Raw genomic sequence first — 19691 nt, forward strand, 5'->3', positions numbered from 1 at the left:
CTGAGTTGCACGCCCTCCCCTATGACCGAAGCCCTGGCCCGTATCCTGGTGGCCGATGACGAGCCCGACCTGCGCGCCCTGCTGCAGCGCTACCTCAGCGACCAGGGCTATGCCGTGCGTACCGTGGATGGCGCCGGCCCGCTCGATGCACTGCTGGCGCGCGAGCGTTTCGACGTGCTGGTGCTCGATGTGATGATGCCGGGCGAGGACGGCCTGTCCATCTGCCGGCGCCTGCGCGCGCAGGGCGAGACCATTCCCATCCTCATGCTCACGGCGCGCGGCGACCCGGTGGACCGCATCATCGGCCTGGAGATGGGTGCCGACGACTACCTGCCCAAGCCCTTCAACCCGCGCGAGTTGCTGGCCCGCGTGCAGGCCATGGTGCGGCGCCAGCGCATGCTGGGGGCGCACACCGGCCCGCTGCAGGCTGGCGGCATCATCCGGTTTGGCGATTTCACGCTGTGGGTGGATGAGCGCCGGTTGACCCGCGACGGCCAGGACGTGCCCCTGACCAGCGGTGAGTTCGCCCTGCTGCAGACCCTGGCCCAGCAGCCGCGCCGCCCGCTCGGGCGCGACCGGCTGATGGCCCTGGCCTACGGGCCCGACCACGAGGCCACCGACCGCAGCATCGACGTGCAGGTGATGCGCCTGCGCAAGCTCATCGAGACCGATGCGGCGCAGCCGCGCCACATCCGCACCGTCTGGGGCGTGGGCTATGTCTTCATGCCGGACGGTGCGGCGCCGACCGGGGGCAATGCATGACCGCCACGGCGCCTGCGCAGGGCTGGTGGCCGCGCAGCCTGCTGGGGCGCAACCTGCTGCTCATCACGGCGCTGGTGGTGGCTAGCCAGCTGTGCGCTGTGGTGCTGGTGCGCCAGATGATTTTGCAGCCGCGCGTGGCCCAGGTGGCCGACGGTGTGGCGCGCAATGTGGCCGCCCTGCGCGCCGGGCTGGACGTGCTGCCGCCCGCACAGCGCGCCGCCTTTGTCGAGGCCTTCAACCGCCAGGCGGCCCAGGCTGTTCTGGAATCCGACGAGCCGCCGTCCCTTCGCCGGCGCGCCCTGCTGTCGCCGCTGGAGCAGCGCTTCGTGCAGGCGGTGGCGCGGCGCTTGGACCTGGCCGAGGCCAGCGCGGCCGGTGGGCCGCGCTGGCGCCGCGATGGTGCGGGCACGCTGGCGCTGCGCGTGGCGCATGGCGGCACCGACTACTGGCTCAGTCTGCCCAGCGTGTTCCCCACGCGCGAGTTCACCGGTGCCTGGCTCCTGGCCACGGTTGCCGGCGTGCTGCTGGCCCTGCTCGGGGCCTGGTGGCTGCAGCGCCACCTGAATCGGCCGCTGGCCCGGGTGGTCACTGCGGCGCAGCACCTGGCACAGGGCCAGGCGCCCGCCCTTCTGCCTGAGGACGGGCCCCAGGAGATCGCCACCGTGGCGCGCAGCTTCAACCAGATGGCGCGCAGCCTGACCGAAGCCGATCGCGAGCGTGCGCTGATGTTGGCCGGCGTGTCGCACGATCTGCGCACCCCTTTGACCAAACTGCGCCTGGGGGTGGAGATTGCGCAGGCGCACCTGGACGCGCCGCTGGCTGCGAGCATGGCCCGCAGCATCGAGGAGATGGATGCCATCGTCGGCCAGTTCCTCGACTTCGCGCGCCTGGGCGACGGCGAGGCCCCCGTGGCCGCCTCGCTCGATGAACTGGCCCGGGCCGTGGCCGAGGCGCAGGCCGACCATGGCCGCGCGGTGCGGCTGGAGCCGGGATCAACGCCAGCGGTGCCCGTGCATATACAAGCGCTGCGGCGTGCCGTGGACAACCTGGTCGAGAACGCCTGGCGCCATGGCGCTGCGCCCGTGGTGCTGAGAACGGGCGCCGGTGCGGCTGGCGTGTGGATCGAGGTGGCGGACCATGGCCCCGGCATCCCTCCCGCCGAGCTGGAGCGCATGCGCCAGCCTTTCGTGCGCGGCGGTGGCGGCGCACGTGCAGGCATTCCGGGGGCCGGGCTGGGCCTGGCCATTGCCGAGCGCGTGGCACGCGCGCATGGTGGCGCGCTGGAGCTGCACAGCGCTCCGGGCGCCGGCCTGCGCGCGCGGCTGGTGCTGGCGCGCCCGACGTAGATGGGGGAATCAGCGCAGCCGCGGTGCGGACGCCGGGGCTGTCTCCCCGACGCGGAACACCGACACCACCTGCACCAGCTCTTCGGCCTGGCCTTGCAGGCTGCTTGCCGCCGCTGCCATCTCCTCGACCAGGGCCGCGTTCTGCTGCGTGGCCTGGTCCATCTGCGTCACGGCCTCGCCCACCTGGGCTACGCCCAGGGACTGTTCGTGGCTGGCGGCGCTGATCTCGCCCATGATGTCGTTCACCCGGCCGATGGCGGCCACCACCTCGTGCATGGTGCCGCCGGCGCGCTCCACCAGCAGGTTGCCCTGCTCCACACGCTCCACGCTGGCGTGGATCAACGTGCGGATTTCGCGCGCCGCCTCGGCGCTGCGCCCGGCCAGGCTGCGCACCTCGCTGGCCACCACCGCAAAGCCCCGGCCCTGCTCACCCGCGCGTGCGGCTTCCACGGCGGCGTTGAGCGCCAGGATGTTGGTCTGGAAGGCAATGCCATCGATCACGCCGATGATGTCGGCGATCTTCTTCGACGAGGCGCTGATGTCCTGCATGGTCTGCACCACCTGGGTGACCACATCGCCGCTTTGCACTGCAATGGTGCGCGCGTTGCCGGCCAGTGCACTGGCCTGGCGCGCGCTGTCCGCATTCTGGCGCACCGTCGAGCTCAGCTCTTCCATCGAGGCAGCGGTTTCCTCCAGCGCGCTGGCCTGGCTCTCGGTGCGCGCCGAGAGGTCGTTGTTGCCCTGCGCAATCTGGGCGCTGGCCGTGGCCACGCCTTCGGATCCTCCGCGCACCTGGCTCACCACGTCGGTCAACTGGCGGCGCATCTGCACCAGGGCCGCCATGAGCTGGCCGACCTCGTCCGTGCCGTGGGCCGTGGCCGTGCCGCGCAAGTCGCCCTGGGCCACGGCATTGGACAGCTGTACCGCCTGCGCCAGCGGCACGGTGATCGAGCGCACGAAGGTGCGCCCCAGTGCCACCGCCACCGCCAGGGCCACGGCCAGCAGGCCGAGCTGCCACAGCAACTGGCGCTGCAGGCCCGAGACCCGCTCCTGCAGCGCGCCGTTGAGCAGGTCCATGGCCTGGGCATTGAGCGCATACAGCGCGTCGATGGTGCGGGTGAATTCGTCGAAGTAGTCCGAGGCCGGCGCAGAGAGCTCGGCTGCGCCGATGACCTCCCTGTCGGCGCGCTGCAGTGCCTGCTGAACCTGGGTGTTCACCGCCTGTGCCGGGCCGCCCAGCGCATGGCGGAAGACCGGGTTGTGCACCATGGCGCGCTCCAGGCTGCGCAGCGTGTCGCCCTGCAGTTCCACCACGCGCTGCTGCAATGCCATCAGGCCGCCCTTGCCTTCGGGCGCCAGGGCCTTGCCGCTCAGTGCGGCAGAACCCTGGGCGCGCATCACGCCGAGCTTTTCGCCGAGCATGGGCACGTGCACCAGCGAGGCCTGTACGAGGGCGCTTGTGTCCTGCCCGGGGTCGAGCGCCAAGCCGTAGTGGTGCAGCAAGGTCTCGTTCAGGCGCATCACCGCGGCGATGAGCTGGGTGTGCTGCGCCGTGCTCTGGGCCGGCTGCAGGCCGCGCGCGGCGACTGCCTGCTCCAGGGCCTGCCAGGTCTGGCGCAGCTGCTTCCAGGTGGCTTCGTCGGCCGCTGGCACGCCCGCCTCGGCGAAGCGGGTGGCCACGTCGGCCAGGGCTTTTTCCACCGCCTCGCGCGCTGCAGGCCGGCGGGCGGCCAGGGCCTCGTTGCCGCCGAGCATGCTGGCCGAAAGACCCCGGTGCACCAGCATGCCCTGCACGACCTTGTTGAGCGCCAGCAACGGCGGTGCGCCCCGCGCCTCCTGGCGCGCGGTAGCCATGTCCTGCAGCGCATCGCGCATGTACATGAAGGTGGGCAGGGCCGTCATCGCCAGCGCGATCAGCCCGAGGATCAGAAACTTCTGGAGCAAGTTCAGACGGTTCAGGGAGGTCATGGCGAAAGCGGCAGCCGGTGCATGCGCGAGGTTGCGGGCCCGGCGCGGGGCCGGGTCAGGGAACAGGGGAGGAACGCCTGCCTTTCAGCAAGCGACATGCCAGATGCGCCGCGCTGCACCGCAGGTCGCCCCAACACGGCCGTTCGGTGGGTGGCGGTGCGTTCCTACAGGGCACCTGGCGGTAAATGGGATATACCGGGGCACCTTCCGAGGAGAGTTCCGCATGCATTCCATCACCCTGCGTTTTCTGGCGTCGCACACCGCCCCTTCGGCATCCGGCCGCATCCACGGCGGCACCGTGCTGCGCTGGATGGACGAGGCGGGTTTCGCCTGCGCCTGCTCCTGGGCCGGTGGGACGTGCGTGACGGCATTCATGGGCAGTGCCAGCTTCGACCGGCCCATCCACCCGGGCGACCTGGTGGAGGTGCAGGCCAGCCTGGCCCACACGGGCGAGACCAGCATGAACATGCTGGTCGAGGTGCGCAGCGGTGGCATCCAGGAAAAGGAGCTGCGCCAAGTCACCCATTGCGTGGCCGTCTATGCTGCGCTGGATGAAGACAGCGCCCCCCGTGCCGTGGACAAGTTCTCGCCCGAGACCCCGGGCGACATGGCCTTGGCCGAACGAGTGAACGCGCAGGTGGATGCGGCGCGGCTGCACCTCGCGCCGGCCCACTGATACGGATTTGCCTTCAACCGTATAACGTCGTTGGTTCGCCTTGCCGTGCTACAGCACTGTCTGCGGCTCCCGCCTAGTTTTACGATCGAATGCAAATCCGTATGAGATGCGATAGAACAGATTCTCAGGTCGGCGCGTTGACGGTCTGCAGGAACTCCGCGTCCTGCCGATATCGGTCGAAATCCGTGTCCCGCAGGAACTGCGCGGGCGGCTTGCCCAGGCGGCGGGCGTTGGTGATGGCCTCCAGCATGCGTGCCTTGTCGCTGGTGAGCGCGTAGTAGCACGCCAGGTTGTACATCAGCGTCCCGTTGGTTTGCACTGCCGGGTCGAAGCCTTGGCCTATCAGGGTCGTCATGACGGCTTCGGCCAGGTCGCGTTCGTTGGTGCGCATGGCAAAGGCCAGGGTCTGGCTGGCGATCACACCGACGTTGTAGACCTGCTTGTCGTCGCGCTGGTACTTGCCCATGGACGGGTAGACCTGGGCCAGGTAATGGCGCACCAGCCGCGAGGACGCGGCGAAATCCTCCCGGCCATTGAAGTGGTTGATCAGCTGCGCATACGCATGGGTGATGTCCGAGGCATCGCCCTGCACGCGCTGCAGGTCCTGCGCCAGGTCCTGCGCGATCTGCAGGAACGCGGGCAGTGCGCCGGGCGAGCGCTGGGCGGCGGCGTTCGCATCCCTGAGCGCCTGCACCGATGACTTGCGCGCGGATGCGGGCCGTGCCGGATTGTCCACGTAGGCCATGCGGGCGCCAGGCAGCGCCTGCTGCAGGTTGCCGCTGCGCAGCAGCACCGACATCCCCAGCGTGGGGCCTTCCAGGTCGGGCACCTGCACCACCAGCTCCAGCGGGCCCTTGCCGCCCTGCAGCCGCTCGAAGGCCGCGCGGGTTTCGCTGGCAGGCAGCTCGATGCGCAGTTGCGTGTCTTCCTCCTCGGAGGACGTGCGCCAATGCAGCGTCAGTGCCGAAGGCACGGTCTGCAGGACGGGCCACAGCGCCTGCACGGGGATCTGCGGCCCCATCCCAGCGTGGCGCTTGCGCTCGTCGGGGCTGCGCAGCCAGGTGTGCGCGGCGGGGGCGGCCGCTTCGCCGGGCCGCGCGGCAGCAAACTCCACATTGGCGCTCACGGCGTACGAGTGGGTCGATGGCCCGGTGAACACCGGGCGCCACGCGCCGGGCCCCCGGCCCGTGGCCTGGCCTGGCGCCGCGCCGCGCGGGCGCACCACGTACAGGCCGATATCCTTCTCGTAGTGCCGCAGCAGCGCCTCTTCGCCGGGGTGGTGCAGGTAGCTGCGTGGGTGCACGGTGAACCAGGGGTTTGCGCCCGGCAGCACGGGCGACGGATCCCACCATGCCATGTTGGGAAAGCGGAACTGCCCATCCTCCTTGGGAATGAAGGCCTTGAACTTGAGCACGTCCCTGCCCACGCGCAACTGGGTATGGGCATCGCCGAACCAGTAGCGGCTGGGCAGGTTGCCTGGCACGCCCAGGGCCTTGAGGGCCACGCCCACGGTGGCCCCGAGCAACTGCCCGCTCAGGCCCTCTTCCAGGTGCAGGCGGCGGCGGTCGAAGTCCACCACCTTCACGCGCGAGATGTCTTGCCCGGTGCTGTCGAAGTCCCCGGGTTCGATCTCCGTCCAGCCCTTGCGGGCAGGGTGGTAGCCCCCGAGGCAGGTGGCGTCCCAGCCCAGCTTCTCGGCCGAATGGGTGCGCTGGCGGCAATAGGTGTCCACCTTGTCGCGCTGGCGCGTGATGTCCAGGATCCACGCCTTGCCGCCCGACAGCAGGTAGGCCCAGGCGCTGGTGTCATTGCGGCCGAACTCCACGTGCTCGGCGCGGTCGAGCTCGGCGAACAGTTCGGCCTGCGAGAGGCGGTTGCCATCCACGGTGGGGGCATACGGTTTGCGCCGCCGGTCACCGCTATACACCCAGTCGCTGTAGTAGTGGGGCGTGAAGACGATGCCGGAGGTGTGGATCCCGCCGGGCACGCGCAGCGTGTCCTGCAGCTCCCCTTGCGCAGTGAATTTCCACAGGTAGCCTCCGGCCACCGCGACCAGTTGCTGGGTGCGCGGCAGCGCGAACAGGCCTTCCACCTCGCCATGCAGTACCTTGCGGACTTGCAGGTTCGGTGAGGCCGCGAGGTTCTCGGACAGGCGCGGGTACTCCTGGGGCGAGGGTTTGGCGCCAGCGGCGCAGGACAGCAATGCGTACGCGGCGCAGACTCCGAAGCGGCGGAGCGAGGAAAGGTGCATGGAAGGGGCCGGTCTGGAGGAGCGGCTATTCTGACCCACGCTGTGCACAGGCCCCGCGGGGCCTGTGCCTGTCGCGAATCAGCCCGGTGCTGGCGGCGCGGTGCGCCCGATGCGCTGCGAGACCTGAAGCGCGCACTGGCGCAGCGGCGTGGCCACCGAGCCATCCCAGCTGCTGTCGAAGCTGGCCGATGGGCCCATGGCCAGGATGCCCAGCACCAGGTGGCCTGCCGAGTCGAACACCGGCGCGCACAGGGCGTCGATGCCGGGAATCGGCTGCCCCAGCGAGCGCGACAGGCCGTGCTTGCGCGTCTCGGCCAGGGCGGCGTCGAGTTCCGCGTGGGCGGGTTCGCCCTTGGCGTCCTTGCGCGTGCCCAGGCGCTGCAGTTCATCGTTCAGGATGCGCTCCACCACCTTGGGCGGCATGTAGGCCGCGAACAGCCGGCCCGTGGCCGTATTGGTCAGCGACATCACGGTGCCCGTGCGCAGGTTCACGTGCAGAGGCTCGATGGGTTCCTCGAGCCGTACGATGGTCGGGCCCAGGTTGCCCCAAACGGCCACGGCAATGCTCTGGCCCGAGTCATTGGCCAGCGCCTCGATGAGCTGCGAGGCCTCCTTGACCGGGTCCATGCGTTGCAGCCGCGTCAGGCCCAGCTGCAGGGCCAGCGGGCCCAGCTCGTAGTGCCCGGCCTCGGTCTGGGTGACGAAGCCCACCTTCAGAAAACTCACCATGTACGGGTGCGCCTTGCCCGCGGTCATGCCGCTGGCCTTGGCCAGGTCCTTGAGCGCCAGCGGGCGCACATGCAGGGCGAGTTGCAACAGCAGGGCACTCCCGATCTCTATCGATTGGATGCCACGGCGACTTTTTTCCATGATGGGGAGTTCCAGACGGGGGGTGGCCAGTGTATCCATAAGGGTTTTCCATGATATAGGCAGATTCATTCGACTGAATCGCATTGTTTGATATTAACGGATCAATTGACAATAGTCATATGCTCGTTAGAATCCGCCGAAACACTTCGAACGTTGGAGACAAGGCATGACGCAGGACAGCATCTCGGTGGATGTATTGGTGGTGGGCACGGGCGCCTCGGGCATGGCGACGGCCATCACGGCGGCATCGCAGGGCCTGAAGGTGCTGGTGGTGGAAAAGGAAGCGCGCTTCGGCGGCACCACCGCGCGCTCGGGCGGCTGGCTGTGGATCCCGGGCACGCGCCTGGCCAGGGAGCAGGGCATCCAGGAACCGGACGGTGCTGCCCGCGCCTACCTGCAGCACGAGGCGACGACGCACTTTGACGCCGCGCGTGTCGACGCCTTCCTGGAATACGGCCCCAAGGCCATCGACTTCTTCACCCAGAACACCTGCGTGCAGTTCGACATGCCCGCCGTGTTCCCCGACTACCACGCCGAGGCCACGGGCGGCCAGCCTGGCGGGCGATCGATGGTCACGCGCCCCTTCGATGGCCGCGAACTCGGCCCGCGCATCAAGCACCTGGCGCCACCCCTGCCTGAGCTCACGGTGTTCGGCATGATGTTGGGCTCGGGCCCCGAGATCAAGCACTTCATGCGGGCTTTCAAGTCGCCCACCTCGTTCGCCTACGTGACGCGGCGCCTGAGCAAGCACGCCATGGACGTCATCGGCAACGGCCGCGGCATGACGCTGACCAACGGCAACGCTCTGGCCGGCCGCCTGGCCAAGGCCGCGATGGACCTGGACATCCCCGTGTGGCTGTCCTCCCCGGTCACGAAACTGGTGGTGGAATACGACGGCGTCAGCGGCGCGCTGGTGCAGCACGAAGGCAAGACCGTGAAGGTGACCGCCACGCGCGGCGTGGTGCTGGCCTGCGGCGGGTTCCCGCACGACGTGGAGCGGCGCAAGCAGCTGTTTCCCCACGCGCCCACCGGCAAGGAGCACTACTCGCCTTCGCCCGCATCCAACACCGGCGACGGCCTCAAGCTCGCCGAGGCCGTGGGCGGCCATGTGGACGGCACCATTCCCCATGCGGCGGCCTGGGTGCCCGCATCGGTCACCACGCGCTCAGACGGCAGCAAGGGGGTGATGCCGCACTTCATCGACCGCGCCAAGCCCGGCGTGATCGCCGTGACGCCCAAGGGCGTGCGCTTTGCCAACGAGGGCAATTCGTACCACGACTTCGTGCAGGCCATGGTCGCCGCCTGCCACGGCGAGAAGGAAGTCTCCGCCTGGCTGCTGTGCGACCACAAGGCGCTGCGTGCCTACGGCCTGGGCTGCGTAGCCCCCGCGCCGCTGCCCATCGGGCGCCACCTGCGCAGCGGCTACCTGCAAAGTGGCAACACCGTGGCCGAGCTGGCAGCACGCATCGGCGTGGAGCCGTCGGTGCTGGAGGCCACGGTCAGTGCATTCAACGACACCGCGCGCCGTGGCGAAGACCCGGCGTTCGGCAAGGGAAGCAAGGCCTACAACCGCTACCAGGGCGATGCGCTGGTCACCCCCAACCCTTGCCTGGCGCCGCTGGAGAACGGTCCGTACTACGCGATCAGGCTCGTGATCGGCGACATCGGCACCTTTGCCGGCCTGCAGACCGACGACAGGACCCGCGTGCTCAACGCCGCAGGCCAGCCGATCAAGGGCCTGTACGCCGTGGGCAATGACGCGGCCAGCATCATGGGCGGCAACTACCCCGGTGCCGGCATCACCCTGGGCCCGGCGCTCACCTTCGGCTACGTGGCCGGGATGGAACTCGCCCAGGCCCTGGTGCCCGTGCGCGAATCGGTGACGCAGCAGGACCGCGCTGCCGTGCCCGTGGCCCGCACGGCCTGAGCCCCCCAAAAAAGACCAGAGAAGAAGGAGCAGACATATGGTGTATCCAGAAACAGTGGCCCCGCGCCTGCTGAACGGCCGGCTGGCGCTGGTCACGGGCGCTGGCCAGGGCAACGGCCGCGCAATTGCGCTGGGCCTGGCCCAGGCCGGCGCACGCGTGGTGGTGACCGACATGAACACGGCAGCCGTGCAGGAAACGGCCCGCCTGGTCAAGGCCGAAGGCGGCGACGCCTTCGCCTACACGCTGGACGTGACCGTCCCCGAGGCGTGCAACGTGCTGGCCGCGCAAGTGGGCAGCGAGGTGGGCGCCATCGACATCCTGGTGAACAACGCCGGCATCATCATCCGCGAGGGCACGGGCAGCGAACGCGCCGCCGCCAACTGGAAGAAGACCATCGATGTCAACGTGCACGGCACCTTCAATGTGAGCCTGGCCTGGCTGCCGGCCATCCAGTCCACCCGGGGCTCCATCATCAACATCGCCTCCATCGCCGCCTATGCCGGCCAGGGCGGCAGCCTGGGCTACTCGCCCTCCAAGGGGGCGATCAAGATGTTCACGCAGTCGCTCGCGGCCGAGCAAGCTCCCAAGGGCGTGCGCGTGAATGCGCTGGCGCCCGGCGTCATCGCCACGCCCATGACGGCGGCCACGCGCGACAACCCCGAGCGGCTCGAATCGTTCATGACCCGCATCCCCATGGGCCGCGTGGGGGAGACCGAGGACCTGGTCGGCCCGGTGATCTTCCTCGCGTCCGACATGTCGCGCTATGTCACGGGCATCACGCTGCCCGTGGACGGCGGCTTCCTCGCCGTCTGACCGAGTTCCCCCCTGGCCCGGCCCGGCAAAGGGTGCGAGGCAGCTTTCAACCATAAAGAAGGAGACAACACCATGCAACTCAAACGCCTTTGTGCAGGCCTGCTGGCCGCAGCCGCCGTCACCGCGATCTCGACCGGCGTGTCCGCCCAGGACATCAAGCTCGGCTACAACGGCGACCTTTCCGCCTCGCCCTCGGCCCAGAGCGGCCAGGCCGCCGTGATCGGCATGGAAGCAGCCATCGCCGACATCAACGCCGCGGGCGGCGTGCTGGGGCGCAAGCTCACGCTCACCACGCGCGATGACGTCTCGGCACCGCCCAAGTCCATCCAGAACATGAGCGAGCTGATCGACAACGAGAAGGTGGTTGCCGTGTTCGGCCCCACCAACTCGGGCAACGCCATGGCCTGGAAGCACATCGCCAACCAGAAGAAGATCCCCGTGCTGGGCAACGTGGGTTCGGGCACCGACATCACCAAGCCCATGAGCCCCGGCGCCGACAACTACATGTTCCGGGTCTCCATGGTGGACCGCGAGCAGGTCGCTGCCCTCATGGCCTACGTCAAGAAGAACGCCGCCACCTCCAAGGTGGTGGGGTTGATGGCCGAGACCACCGGCTACGGCCAGGGTGGCTTGAAGGACATGCAGGAGATCGCCGAGGTGCAGGGCATCAAGGCCGCTGCCACCGAGCGTTTCGGCGTCGGCGACACGGACATGACCTCGCAGCTGAGCAAGATGAAGGCCGCAGGCGTGGACACCGTGGTCGTCTGGGCCCAGGGCACGCCGATTGCCCAACTGGTGCGCAGCATGGAGAAGATCAACTACTTCCCGCTCACGCTGACTTCCTGGGCGGCTGACAACATCACCTTCTACGACGCGGCCGGCAAGGCCCTGGCCGAAAAGCCGTTGTTCATGCGCACCGTGAGCGAGACGCGCACCCCCGCGCAGCAAAAGCTGTTCGACCGCATCGGTGCCAAGCTCAAGGCGCCCGGCTCGTTCTCGTTCGCGCTGCATGGCTACGATTCGGTGCTGCTGTACGCCGAGGCCGTCAAGCAGGCCAAGACCACCGAAGGCTCGGCCGTGCGCCTGGCGCTCGAAGACCTCAAGACCCCCGTGCAGGGCGTGCTCAAGGCCTACGACAAGCCCTTCACCAAGACCAACCACGACGCGCTGACCGCCAAGGACCTGGTCTGGATCCGCTGGAAGGACGGCAAGCTGCTGCCCTACACCGATGCGCTGATCGGCTCGCTGACGCCAGCCGACTTCAAGCAGTAAGCACCCCTTCGACCGACGCACGACCACAACGGCCGGGCGTGGCGGGCATCCGTGTCCGCAGCGCCCGGCCGAGGAACAGAACATGACAGAAGCGCTCTTGCAGGCGATCATCAGCGGGCTGGCGGTAGGCGGTGCCTACGCGCTGGTGGCGCTGGGGTTCAGCATCACATTCACGACCACCAAGACCCTGAACTTCTCGCACGGCGAGTTCGTCTCGGCCGGTGCCTTCATCGGCATGAGCGCGCTGTTCCTGGTGCTGGGCAAGCCAGTGAGTTCCACCACCTTCGGCGACGCCATTCCCGGTGCCGGCGCGCAGCTGCTGGCCCTGGTGGCGGCCCTGGGTGCCATGGGTCTGCTGGGCTGGCTGCTGTACGCCATCGGCGTGCGGCCCTTTGCCGGGCGGCCCGGCATGGCCTGGGTGATGAGCACGCTGGGCTTTGGCGTCATCCTGCAGAGCATCGGCCTGGCCATCTGGGGCCCCAAGCCCGTGGTGGTGCCGGCGCCGGTGGGCGATGCGGTGATCCGCTTTCTGGGCGTGGGCGTGCGCCCACAGGAATTGCTCACGCTGGGCGTGACCGTGGCCATCATGCTGGTGTTCGACCGCGTGATGAACCACACCATGGTCGGCAAGGCCATGCGCGCCGTGGCCGCCAATGGCAGCGTGGCCAGCCTGATGGGCATCAATACCAATGCGGTGATGATCAGTGCCTTCGTCGTCAGCTCGGCGCTGGCGGGGCTCTCGGGCTTTCTGCTCGCGCCCATTGCCCAGGCCTCGCTGTTCATGGGGCTCACCGTGGGGCTCAAGGGCTTCTCGGGCGCCATGATCGGCGGGCTGAGCAACCCGCGCGGCTGCGTGATCGGGGGCTTCGTGCTGGGCGTGTATGAGTCCATGGTCAACCTCTGGCAGGCGCAGTGGCGCGAGGTGGCGGTGTTCGCGCTGGTGATCCTGGTGCTGGCCTTCCGTCCAACGGGCCTGTTCGGCAAGAAGATGGTGGAGAAGGTATGAAGCAGGGCCGTCACTTCGTCGCGGTGGCCCTGGTGGCTGCAGCGCTGATCGGCGCCACGGCGCTGTTCCACAACGACTACTACCTGCGCATCGTGTTCATGATGTGCGTGTACTACCTGTGCGCCGCTGGCATGAACGTGCTGGTGGGCTACGCCGGCCAGAAGTCGCTGGGCCAGGCCGGCCTGTTCGCGGCCGGTGCCTATGCGGCAGCCCTGCTCACCACGCGCACGGAAATGAGCCCCTGGCTGGCGCTGGTGCTGGCCGCCGGTATCTCGGGCGTATGCGGCGTGCTGATCGCGCTGCCCTCGCTGCGCGTGAAGGGCCCTTACCTCGCCATGGTCACGCTGGCCTTCGGCATCGTGGTGGAAAAGCTCGTGGGCGAATGGACCGATGTGTTCGGCGGCGCCCAGGGCATCTACGGCATCAAGCCGCTGACCTGGAACGGCCAGCCCTTCACCTCGGTGCAGTGGGTGTGGTTCGGCATCGTGCTGTGCGCTGCGGCCCATCTGCTGCTGCGCAACCTGATCTGCAGCCGCTTCGGCCGCGCCCTGCTGTCGCTCCAGGCGGACGAGATCGCCTCGTCTTCGGTCGGCGTGCGCGTCTACCGCGCCAAGGTGATCGCCTTCGTGGTCGCGGCCGTCACCTGCGGCATCGCCGGCGCACTGGTGGCGCAGCAGAACCAGTACATCAACTCCGACTTCATCACCTTCCACCTGTCGATCTTCATACTGCTCTTGGTGCTGTTCGGCGGCGCGGGCTCCATGTACGGCCCGCTGGTGGGCACGGTGATCCTCACGCTGGTGGATGCGCTGCTCGCGCGTTGGCCCTCGGCACAGCATTTTCTCTACGGCTTTTTGCTGCTGTTCGCGCTGTACGTGATGCCGGGCGGCATCATGGGCCTGGTGTCCCAGTGGTTCCAGAAGGCGAAGAAAGCCGGCCTCGCGGCTGGCGGCAGTGCCGCGCCCACGCGCATCGGGCCCGACGGCAGCGGCGAGCTGCTGGTGGTGCAGGGCGTGAGCAAGTCCTACGGCGGGGTGAAGCCCGCACAGGACGTGTCGTTTCGCCTGCAGCGCGGCCACATCCATGCGCTCATCGGCCCCAACGGCGCGGGCAAGAGCACCATGATCAACATGCTCACCGGCGTGGTCGATCCCGACCAGGGTTCCATCCGCTTCCTGGGCCAGGAGATCGTGGGCCGCCAGGTGCACACCATCTGCTGCCTGGGCATGGGCCGCACCTTCCAGAACCTGCGCCTGTTCGCCGACCTGTCGGTGCTGGACAACGTGATGCTGGGGCGGCACAGCCGCATGAGCAACGGCTTCTTCTCTTCGCTGATGTCGCTGCCCCAGGCGCGCCGCCAGGAGGTGGCTACGCGCGAGCGCGCCATCCAGCTGCTGGACCTGGTGGGCCTGTCGCACCTGGCGCACCAGCCGGCCGGCAGCCTGCCCTACGGCCTGCAGCGCCGGGTGGAACTGGCGCGCGCGCTGGCCACCGAGCCGCAGCTGCTGCTGCTGGACGAGCCCGCCGCCGGCCTGAACCCTCAGGAGACGGCCGAGCTGGGCCAGCTGCTGGTGCGTATCGGCAAGTGCGGTGTGAGCATTCTGATGGTAGAGCACCACATGGACCTGGTGATGTCGATATCGGACCACGTGATCGTGCTCGACTACGGCATCAAGATCGCCGAGGGCAAGCCCGCCGAGGTGCAGGCCAACCCGCGTGTCATCGCCGCATACCTGGGCGTTGACGACGACGCCGTGGCCGCCACCTGAACCGAAAACATCAGCATGTTGAAAATCGAATCCGTCAAGGTGTCCTACGGCGCCATCGAGGCGGTCAAGGGCGTGAACCTGGAAGTGCGCCAGGGCGAGGTGGTGACCATCATCGGCGCCAATGGTGCGGGCAAGAGCACGCTGCTCAAGAGCATCTGCGGCCTGGAGCCCGTGGGCGAGGGGCGCATCTTCGTGGACGGCAAGGACTTCACAGCGGTGCCCGCGCACCAGCGCGTGGGCCTGGGCGTGGCCATGTCGCCCGAGGGGCGCGGCGTGTTCGCCGACCAGACGGTGCGCGAGAACCTGATGCTGGGCGCCTACTCGCGCAGGGCCGAGGGCGCTGCGGCGCTGGAGGCCTCGATCCAGCGCGAGTTCGTGCGCTTTCCGCGCCTGAAGGAACGCGAGCACCAGCTGGCCGGCACGCTGTCGGGCGGCGAGCAGCAGATGCTCGCGATTGCCCGTGCCCTCATGAGCGGGCCGCGCCTGCTGCTGCTCGACGAGCCCTCGCTGGGCTTGGCGCCGCTGATCATCAAGGACATCTTCGACGCCATCCGCCAGCTGCGCGATGCGGGCCTGACCATCCTGCTCGTCGAGCAGATGGCCAAGCAGGCCCTGGGCGTGGCCGACCGCGCCTACGTGCTCGAAACCGGCCTCATCACGCTCGAAGGCTCGGGCGTGGAGCTGCTCAACAACCCCAAGGTCAAGGCCGCCTACCTGGGCACGCATTGACACCATCTGGATCACCAAGGACCCACCCCATGACCACCAAGACCTTCGCCTCCGCCGCCGACCTGGAAGTCAAGCAGGTCAGCTTCGACAAGCTGTCCGAGCACGCCTACGCCTACACCGCCGAGGGCGACCCCAACACCGGCATCATCATTGGCGACGACGCCGTGATGGTCATCGACACCCAGGCCACCCCCGTCATGGCCCAGGACGTGATCCGCCGCATCCGCGAAGTGACGGACAAGCCCATCAAGTACGTACTGCTGTCCCACTACCACGCGGTGCGCGTGCTGGGCGCCAGCGCCTACGGGGCCGAGCACATCATCGCCAGCGAGGACACGCGCGATTTGATCGTCGAGCGCGGCCAGTTCGACAAGGACAGCGAGATCGGCCGCTTCCCGCGCCTGTTCCAGAATGTGGAAAGCGTGCCGGACGGCCTGACCTGGCCGACCATGACCTTCCACAAGAAGATGACGCTGTGGCTGGGCAAGCTGGAAGTGCAGATCCTGCAATTGGGCCGGGGCCACACCAAGGGCGATACCGTGGCCTGGCTGCCGGCAGAGAAGATCCTGTTCAGCGGCGACCTGGTGGAATTCGGTGCCACGCCGTATGCGGGCGATGCCTACTTCAAGGACTGGCCACAAACCCTGGATAACCTGGCGGCCCTGAAGCCCGAGAAGCTGGTGCCCGGACGCGGCGCCGCGCTGCAGACCCCGGCGCAGGTGCAGGAAGGCTTGGCGGGCACGCGCGCTTTCATCAGCGACCTGTACGAGAGCGTCAAGGCCAGCGCCGCCCAAGGCGAAGACCTGCGCAAGGTGTACGAAGCCACCTTCGCCAAACTGCAGCCCAAGTACGGCCACTGGGTGATCTTCAACCACTGCATGCCGTTCGACGTGACGCGGGCCTATGACGAAGCCACGCAGTACCCGGACCCGCGCATCTGGACGGCGGAGCGCGACGTGCAGATGTGGAAGTCGCTGGAAGGCTGAGCGCCCCACCCTGACCGCGCGGCAACCGTGCGGTCGCAATCCATGGCCCGCCCGTCGGTCGCACGGGTGATGCCGCCCTGTTGGCGCTTGCAGGAGCTCTGGACATGAATGACCGCCAAACGCTGGCCGTGCAGGCCGTCCTGATCGGTGCGATGGCTGTGTGGGGCCTGAACCTCACGTCCGTGAAGTGGCTGACCGCCTGGTTCGAGCCCACCATGCTGGCCTGTGTGCGCATGCTGGTGGCCTGCATCGCGCTCACCGCCATCGTCGTGGCCAAGCGCTGCGCGCGCATGCGCTTCACCGGGCGCCAGTGGGCGGCGATGGGGCTGTGCGCGGTGTTCATGGTGTACGCCAACCAGGTGCTGTTCGCCCAGGGCCTGCAGCGCTCCACGGCGACCAATGCGGCGCTGGTGATGGCGCTGAGTCCCCTGGCCTCGGCCCTGCTGGCGGCGCTGGCGTTCCGCGAGCCGCTCACGCTACAGCGCGGCTGCGGCGTGCTGCTGGGCTTTGCCGGCGTGGCGGCGGTGGTGCTCAGCTACCCGGGCTCGGGGCTGTCCAGCGCGGGCGTGGGCGACCTGCTCATCATCTGCTCGGTGGTGAGCTTCGCCGCCGGCGGTGCCATGGTGCAGCGCCTCGCGCGCCAGATCCACCCGCTCACCCTGTGCTGGCTCACCTACTGCATCGGCACCGCATTGCTGGTGGTGCACCTGGCGCTGGGGCCATCGGCCGTGACGGTGGCCACGCTGTTCCCGGGTTGGTGGCCATGGGCGCTGGTGCTGTTCTCGGGCATTTTCGCCACGGCGCTGTGCAACGTGGTGTGGAACCAGGCCATCGCCTCCATCGGCGTGGCGCGCACCGCCGTCTTCCTCTACTGGGTGCCGGTGTTCGGCGTGCTTTTTGCCGCCCTGCTGCTGGGCGAGCAGCTCACGCTGTGGCATCTCGTGGGATTTGCCGCCGTGATGGGTGGTACCTGGCTGGGCACGCGCCGGCACGTGGCCGTGGCGCCTGCCGTGCCCTGAATCTTCTCTCTGACCATGACCTATTCACAACCGCCCCTGCTGTTCCAGCCCCTGGCCCTGCGCGGGCTCACCCTGCGCAACCGCACCGTCATCTCGCCCATGTGCCAGCACGCCGCAGAAGGCGGGCACGCGACGCCCTGGCACCTGGTGCACCTGGGCAAGTTCGCCCTGGGCGGCGCGGGCCTCATCCTCACGGAAAGCACGGCCGTGGACCCGCGTGGGCGCATCGGCACCGCTGACCTCGGGCTGTGGAAAGACAGCCACATTGACGCGCTCAAGCCCGTGGTGGTTTTCGTGCACGCCAACGGCAGTGCCATCGGCGTGCAGCTGGCGCACGCCGGCCGCAAATCCGGGAGCCAGCCGCTGTGGGAGGGCGGCGCGGCACTGGGCGACGCGCAGATGGCCGCCGATGCGGAGCCCTGGCAGCGCCTGGGCCCGAGCGCCTTGCCTGCCGGGCCCGGCTGGTCTGCACCCATGGTGCTCGATGCGGCTGGCATAGAAGACATCGTGCAGCGTTTTGCCGATGCTGCGCTGCGTGCCGACCAGGCCGGGATGGACGTGGTCGAACTGCACTTCGGCCATGGCTACCTGGTGGCCAGCTTTCTCTCGCCCCATTCCAACCACCGCGGCGACGAATGGGGCGGCAGTTTGCAGGGGCGCATGCGCCTGGCCCTCACCATCGCGCGCCGGGTGCGTGCCGTGTGGCCTGCCCACAAGCCGCTGTTCGCCCGCCTCTCGGTCGTGGACGGCAGCCGCGAGGGCGGCTGGGACGTGGAGGATTCGATCGTGCTGGCGCGTGAACTCGCGCAGTGCGGCGTCGATGTGATCGACTGCTCCTCCGGCGGCCTGACCGAGGAGACGCGCGCCCTGCCCGTGCCACGCGGCCTGGGCTTCCAGGTGCCGTTTTCCGCCCGCATCCGGGCCGAGGCCCAGGTCAAGACCCAGGCCGTGGGCATGATCGTCGATGCCGCGCAGGCCGAGGACATCCTCGACCGCGGCCAGGCCGATCTCATTGCCCTGGGCCGCGAGGCGTTGCTCGACCCCTACTGGCCCCACCACGCCGCAGCCGCCCTGGGGGCCGACCCAGGCTACGAGCGCTGGCCCGTGCGCCACGGTGTCTGGCTGGCCAAGCGGGCTCCGGGCCTGGCGCGTGCGCGTGCCGATCAGGCGGACGGTACGTCCTTCACCAGTGACAACCACAAGGAGACACGATGAGCAGCCACCACATCCCGAGCCGTGTGAGGATGGGCCTGATCAGGAAGCAGCCCGACTGGAGCACCGAGCGCTTCGATGCCTACTGGCGTGACCACCACGGCGCACTGGCGGCGCGCGCCCCCGGCTTGCAGGCCTACTGGCAAAACCTGGTGACCGACCGGCTACAGCGCGGCATCGACTACGCGCGCGGTCCGTGGGATTTCGACGGCTTCTCGCAGCTGTGGCTCGACGGGGAGCAGCGCGCAGAGGCTGCCTTCGGGCAAGGCAACCTGGCCGCCGAGCTGGTAGCGGACGAACAGCACTTCCTCTCGGGCCTGCACATTGTGACCACCGAGCAGACCGAGGTCATCGCCCTGCTCGCCGACCCGGCGGCCCGCGCGCGGCTGCTCAAGCGCATCTCCACCCTGCGCCGCCGCGCCGATATCTCCGAGGACGATTTCAGGCGCGAATGGCGCGTGCACGCCGACCTGGTGCGCACCATGCCCGGCGTGAATGGCTACCGCCAGAACGTGGTGACCGAACGCGAGCGCGTGAAGGGTCAGCCCTGCGGCTATGGCGATCTGCCCATCGACGGCATTGTGGAGCTGTGGTTCGAAAGTCCAGAGGTACTGACCGCTGCGTTTGCGTCACCTGAGGGCCAGCGCACCATGGCCCATGCCAGGACCTTCCTGGCGGAGATCACGGCCTTTCTGGTGACCGAACGCCGCGTGGTCTGACGGGCCGGTCCTCACGGTGAGCGTGGGAAGGATGTGACTTCGCCATTCACCTTGTGCTCCTGGCCGCCGGGCGCGCAAGGCTGGTCGGTGTAGACCGTGCGCCCCTCTTGGACGCACTTGCGTAGCTGGGGTGCGGGCGCCGATGCGGCGCCTCGCGCGCCCGCGGCAGCGCCTTGCGCGTTCTTCTTCTCCGGCGGCAGGGAGTCTTCTCCGGGGCGCATCAGCCTGCCCCACGTCTTTTCGACCCACGGCCCGGCCTGGGGCAGCCATTGGTCGGCTTTCCACCAGGCCACGGCGGCGCCAGCCACCAGCAGCACCACTGCGATGGTCCAGGCGGTACGTTCGCGGGCGCTGCGCATGCTGCT

General features: G+C 68.7%; 17 protein-coding genes. 13 read left to right on the plus strand and 4 right to left on the minus strand.

Annotation, left to right across the window (positions count from 1 at the left end):
- Positions 1-21 precede the first annotated feature (21 nt).
- Both ompR and ACSQ9E_RS29760 read left to right on the plus strand, forming a co-directional pair.
- A complete protein-coding gene (gene ompR / locus ACSQ9E_RS29755; RefSeq protein ID WP_057200577.1) occupies positions 22-762 on the plus strand; it encodes an osmolarity response regulator transcription factor OmpR in 741 nt (246 codons plus the stop codon).
- Positions 759-2108: an ATP-binding protein gene (locus ACSQ9E_RS29760; RefSeq protein WP_436219932.1), complete on the plus strand. Its 1350-nt coding sequence runs from the start codon at positions 759-761 to the stop codon at positions 2106-2108. Before ompR ends, ACSQ9E_RS29760 begins: the two co-directional genes overlap by 4 nt.
- 9 nt (positions 2109-2117) lie before the next feature.
- Here ACSQ9E_RS29760 and ACSQ9E_RS29765 read toward each other — a convergent pair whose 3' ends face one another.
- On the minus strand, positions 2118-4076 hold the full coding sequence (locus tag ACSQ9E_RS29765; RefSeq protein WP_436219933.1) for a methyl-accepting chemotaxis protein: 1959 nt from the start codon (positions 4074-4076) through the stop codon (positions 2118-2120).
- A 223-nt stretch (positions 4077-4299) separates the two neighbouring features.
- Here ACSQ9E_RS29765 and ACSQ9E_RS29770 point away from each other — a divergent pair, with 223 nt between their 5' ends.
- The gene (locus ACSQ9E_RS29770; protein ID WP_436176143.1) at positions 4300-4752 is read left to right on the plus strand and encodes an acyl-CoA thioesterase; all 453 of its coding nucleotides are present in this window, start codon (positions 4300-4302) and stop codon (positions 4750-4752) included.
- Positions 4753-4876: 124 nt separating this feature from the next.
- Here the strand turns inward: ACSQ9E_RS29770 and ACSQ9E_RS29775 are convergent, their stop codons facing one another.
- Both ACSQ9E_RS29775 and ACSQ9E_RS29780 read right to left on the minus strand, forming a co-directional pair.
- A complete protein-coding gene (locus ACSQ9E_RS29775; RefSeq protein WP_436219934.1) occupies positions 4877-7003 on the minus strand; it encodes a TPR end-of-group domain-containing protein in 2127 nt (708 codons plus the stop codon).
- 78 nt (positions 7004-7081) lie between these two features.
- A complete protein-coding gene (locus tag ACSQ9E_RS29780) occupies positions 7082-7873 on the minus strand; it encodes an IclR family transcriptional regulator (protein WP_057200823.1) in 792 nt (263 codons plus the stop codon).
- Between the two features lie 166 nt (positions 7874-8039).
- Between ACSQ9E_RS29780 and ACSQ9E_RS29785 the strand changes: the two genes are divergently transcribed.
- The 10 genes from ACSQ9E_RS29785 to ACSQ9E_RS29830 all read left to right on the plus strand — a co-directional run bounded on the left by ACSQ9E_RS29785 (position 8040) and on the right by ACSQ9E_RS29830 (position 19326).
- Positions 8040-9800: an FAD-dependent oxidoreductase gene (locus ACSQ9E_RS29785; protein ID WP_436219935.1), complete on the plus strand. Its 1761-nt coding sequence runs from the start codon at positions 8040-8042 to the stop codon at positions 9798-9800.
- A 37-nt stretch (positions 9801-9837) separates the two neighbouring features.
- Positions 9838-10614 carry an SDR family NAD(P)-dependent oxidoreductase gene (locus ACSQ9E_RS29790; protein ID WP_057266994.1) on the plus strand — a complete coding sequence of 259 codons (777 nt, stop codon included), beginning with the start codon at positions 9838-9840 and terminating at the stop codon, positions 10612-10614.
- A 72-nt stretch (positions 10615-10686) separates the two neighbouring features.
- Positions 10687-11886 carry an ABC transporter substrate-binding protein gene (locus ACSQ9E_RS29795; RefSeq protein ID WP_057200585.1) on the plus strand — a complete coding sequence of 400 codons (1200 nt, stop codon included), beginning with the start codon at positions 10687-10689 and terminating at the stop codon, positions 11884-11886.
- An 82-nt stretch (positions 11887-11968) separates the two neighbouring features.
- Positions 11969-12892 carry a branched-chain amino acid ABC transporter permease gene (locus tag ACSQ9E_RS29800; RefSeq protein ID WP_436219936.1) on the plus strand — a complete coding sequence of 308 codons (924 nt, stop codon included), beginning with the start codon at positions 11969-11971 and terminating at the stop codon, positions 12890-12892.
- A complete protein-coding gene (locus ACSQ9E_RS29805) occupies positions 12889-14661 on the plus strand; it encodes a branched-chain amino acid ABC transporter ATP-binding protein/permease (RefSeq protein WP_436219937.1) in 1773 nt (590 codons plus the stop codon). Before ACSQ9E_RS29800 ends, ACSQ9E_RS29805 begins: the two co-directional genes overlap by 4 nt.
- 15 nt (positions 14662-14676) lie before the next feature.
- A complete protein-coding gene (locus ACSQ9E_RS29810) occupies positions 14677-15390 on the plus strand; it encodes an ABC transporter ATP-binding protein (protein ID WP_436219938.1) in 714 nt (237 codons plus the stop codon).
- A gap of 29 nt (positions 15391-15419) precedes the next feature.
- Positions 15420-16376, plus strand: a complete 957-nt coding sequence (locus ACSQ9E_RS29815) for an MBL fold metallo-hydrolase (RefSeq protein WP_436219939.1) — start codon at positions 15420-15422, stop codon at positions 16374-16376.
- Positions 16377-16480: 104 nt separating this feature from the next.
- Positions 16481-17395, plus strand: a complete 915-nt coding sequence (locus tag ACSQ9E_RS29820; protein ID WP_235514279.1) for a DMT family transporter — start codon at positions 16481-16483, stop codon at positions 17393-17395.
- A gap of 15 nt (positions 17396-17410) precedes the next feature.
- Positions 17411-18610, plus strand: a complete 1200-nt coding sequence (locus ACSQ9E_RS29825; RefSeq protein ID WP_436219940.1) for an NADH:flavin oxidoreductase/NADH oxidase — start codon at positions 17411-17413, stop codon at positions 18608-18610.
- The gene (locus tag ACSQ9E_RS29830; RefSeq protein ID WP_057266999.1) at positions 18607-19326 is read left to right on the plus strand and encodes an EthD domain-containing protein; all 720 of its coding nucleotides are present in this window, start codon (positions 18607-18609) and stop codon (positions 19324-19326) included. The genes ACSQ9E_RS29825 and ACSQ9E_RS29830 overlap by 4 nt, the downstream gene beginning before the upstream one ends.
- 11 nt (positions 19327-19337) lie before the next feature.
- On the opposite strand, the gene ACSQ9E_RS29835 is transcribed toward ACSQ9E_RS29830, so the two are convergent.
- Positions 19338-19685, minus strand: coding sequence for a hypothetical protein (locus ACSQ9E_RS29835; RefSeq protein WP_057267000.1), 348 nt, complete (start codon positions 19683-19685; stop codon positions 19338-19340).
- Positions 19686-19691: the final 6 nt, after the last annotated feature.

The organism is Acidovorax sp. LjRoot118 (genome assembly GCF_964253575.1).
Lineage (GTDB): Bacteria > Pseudomonadota > Gammaproteobacteria > Burkholderiales > Burkholderiaceae_C > Acidovorax.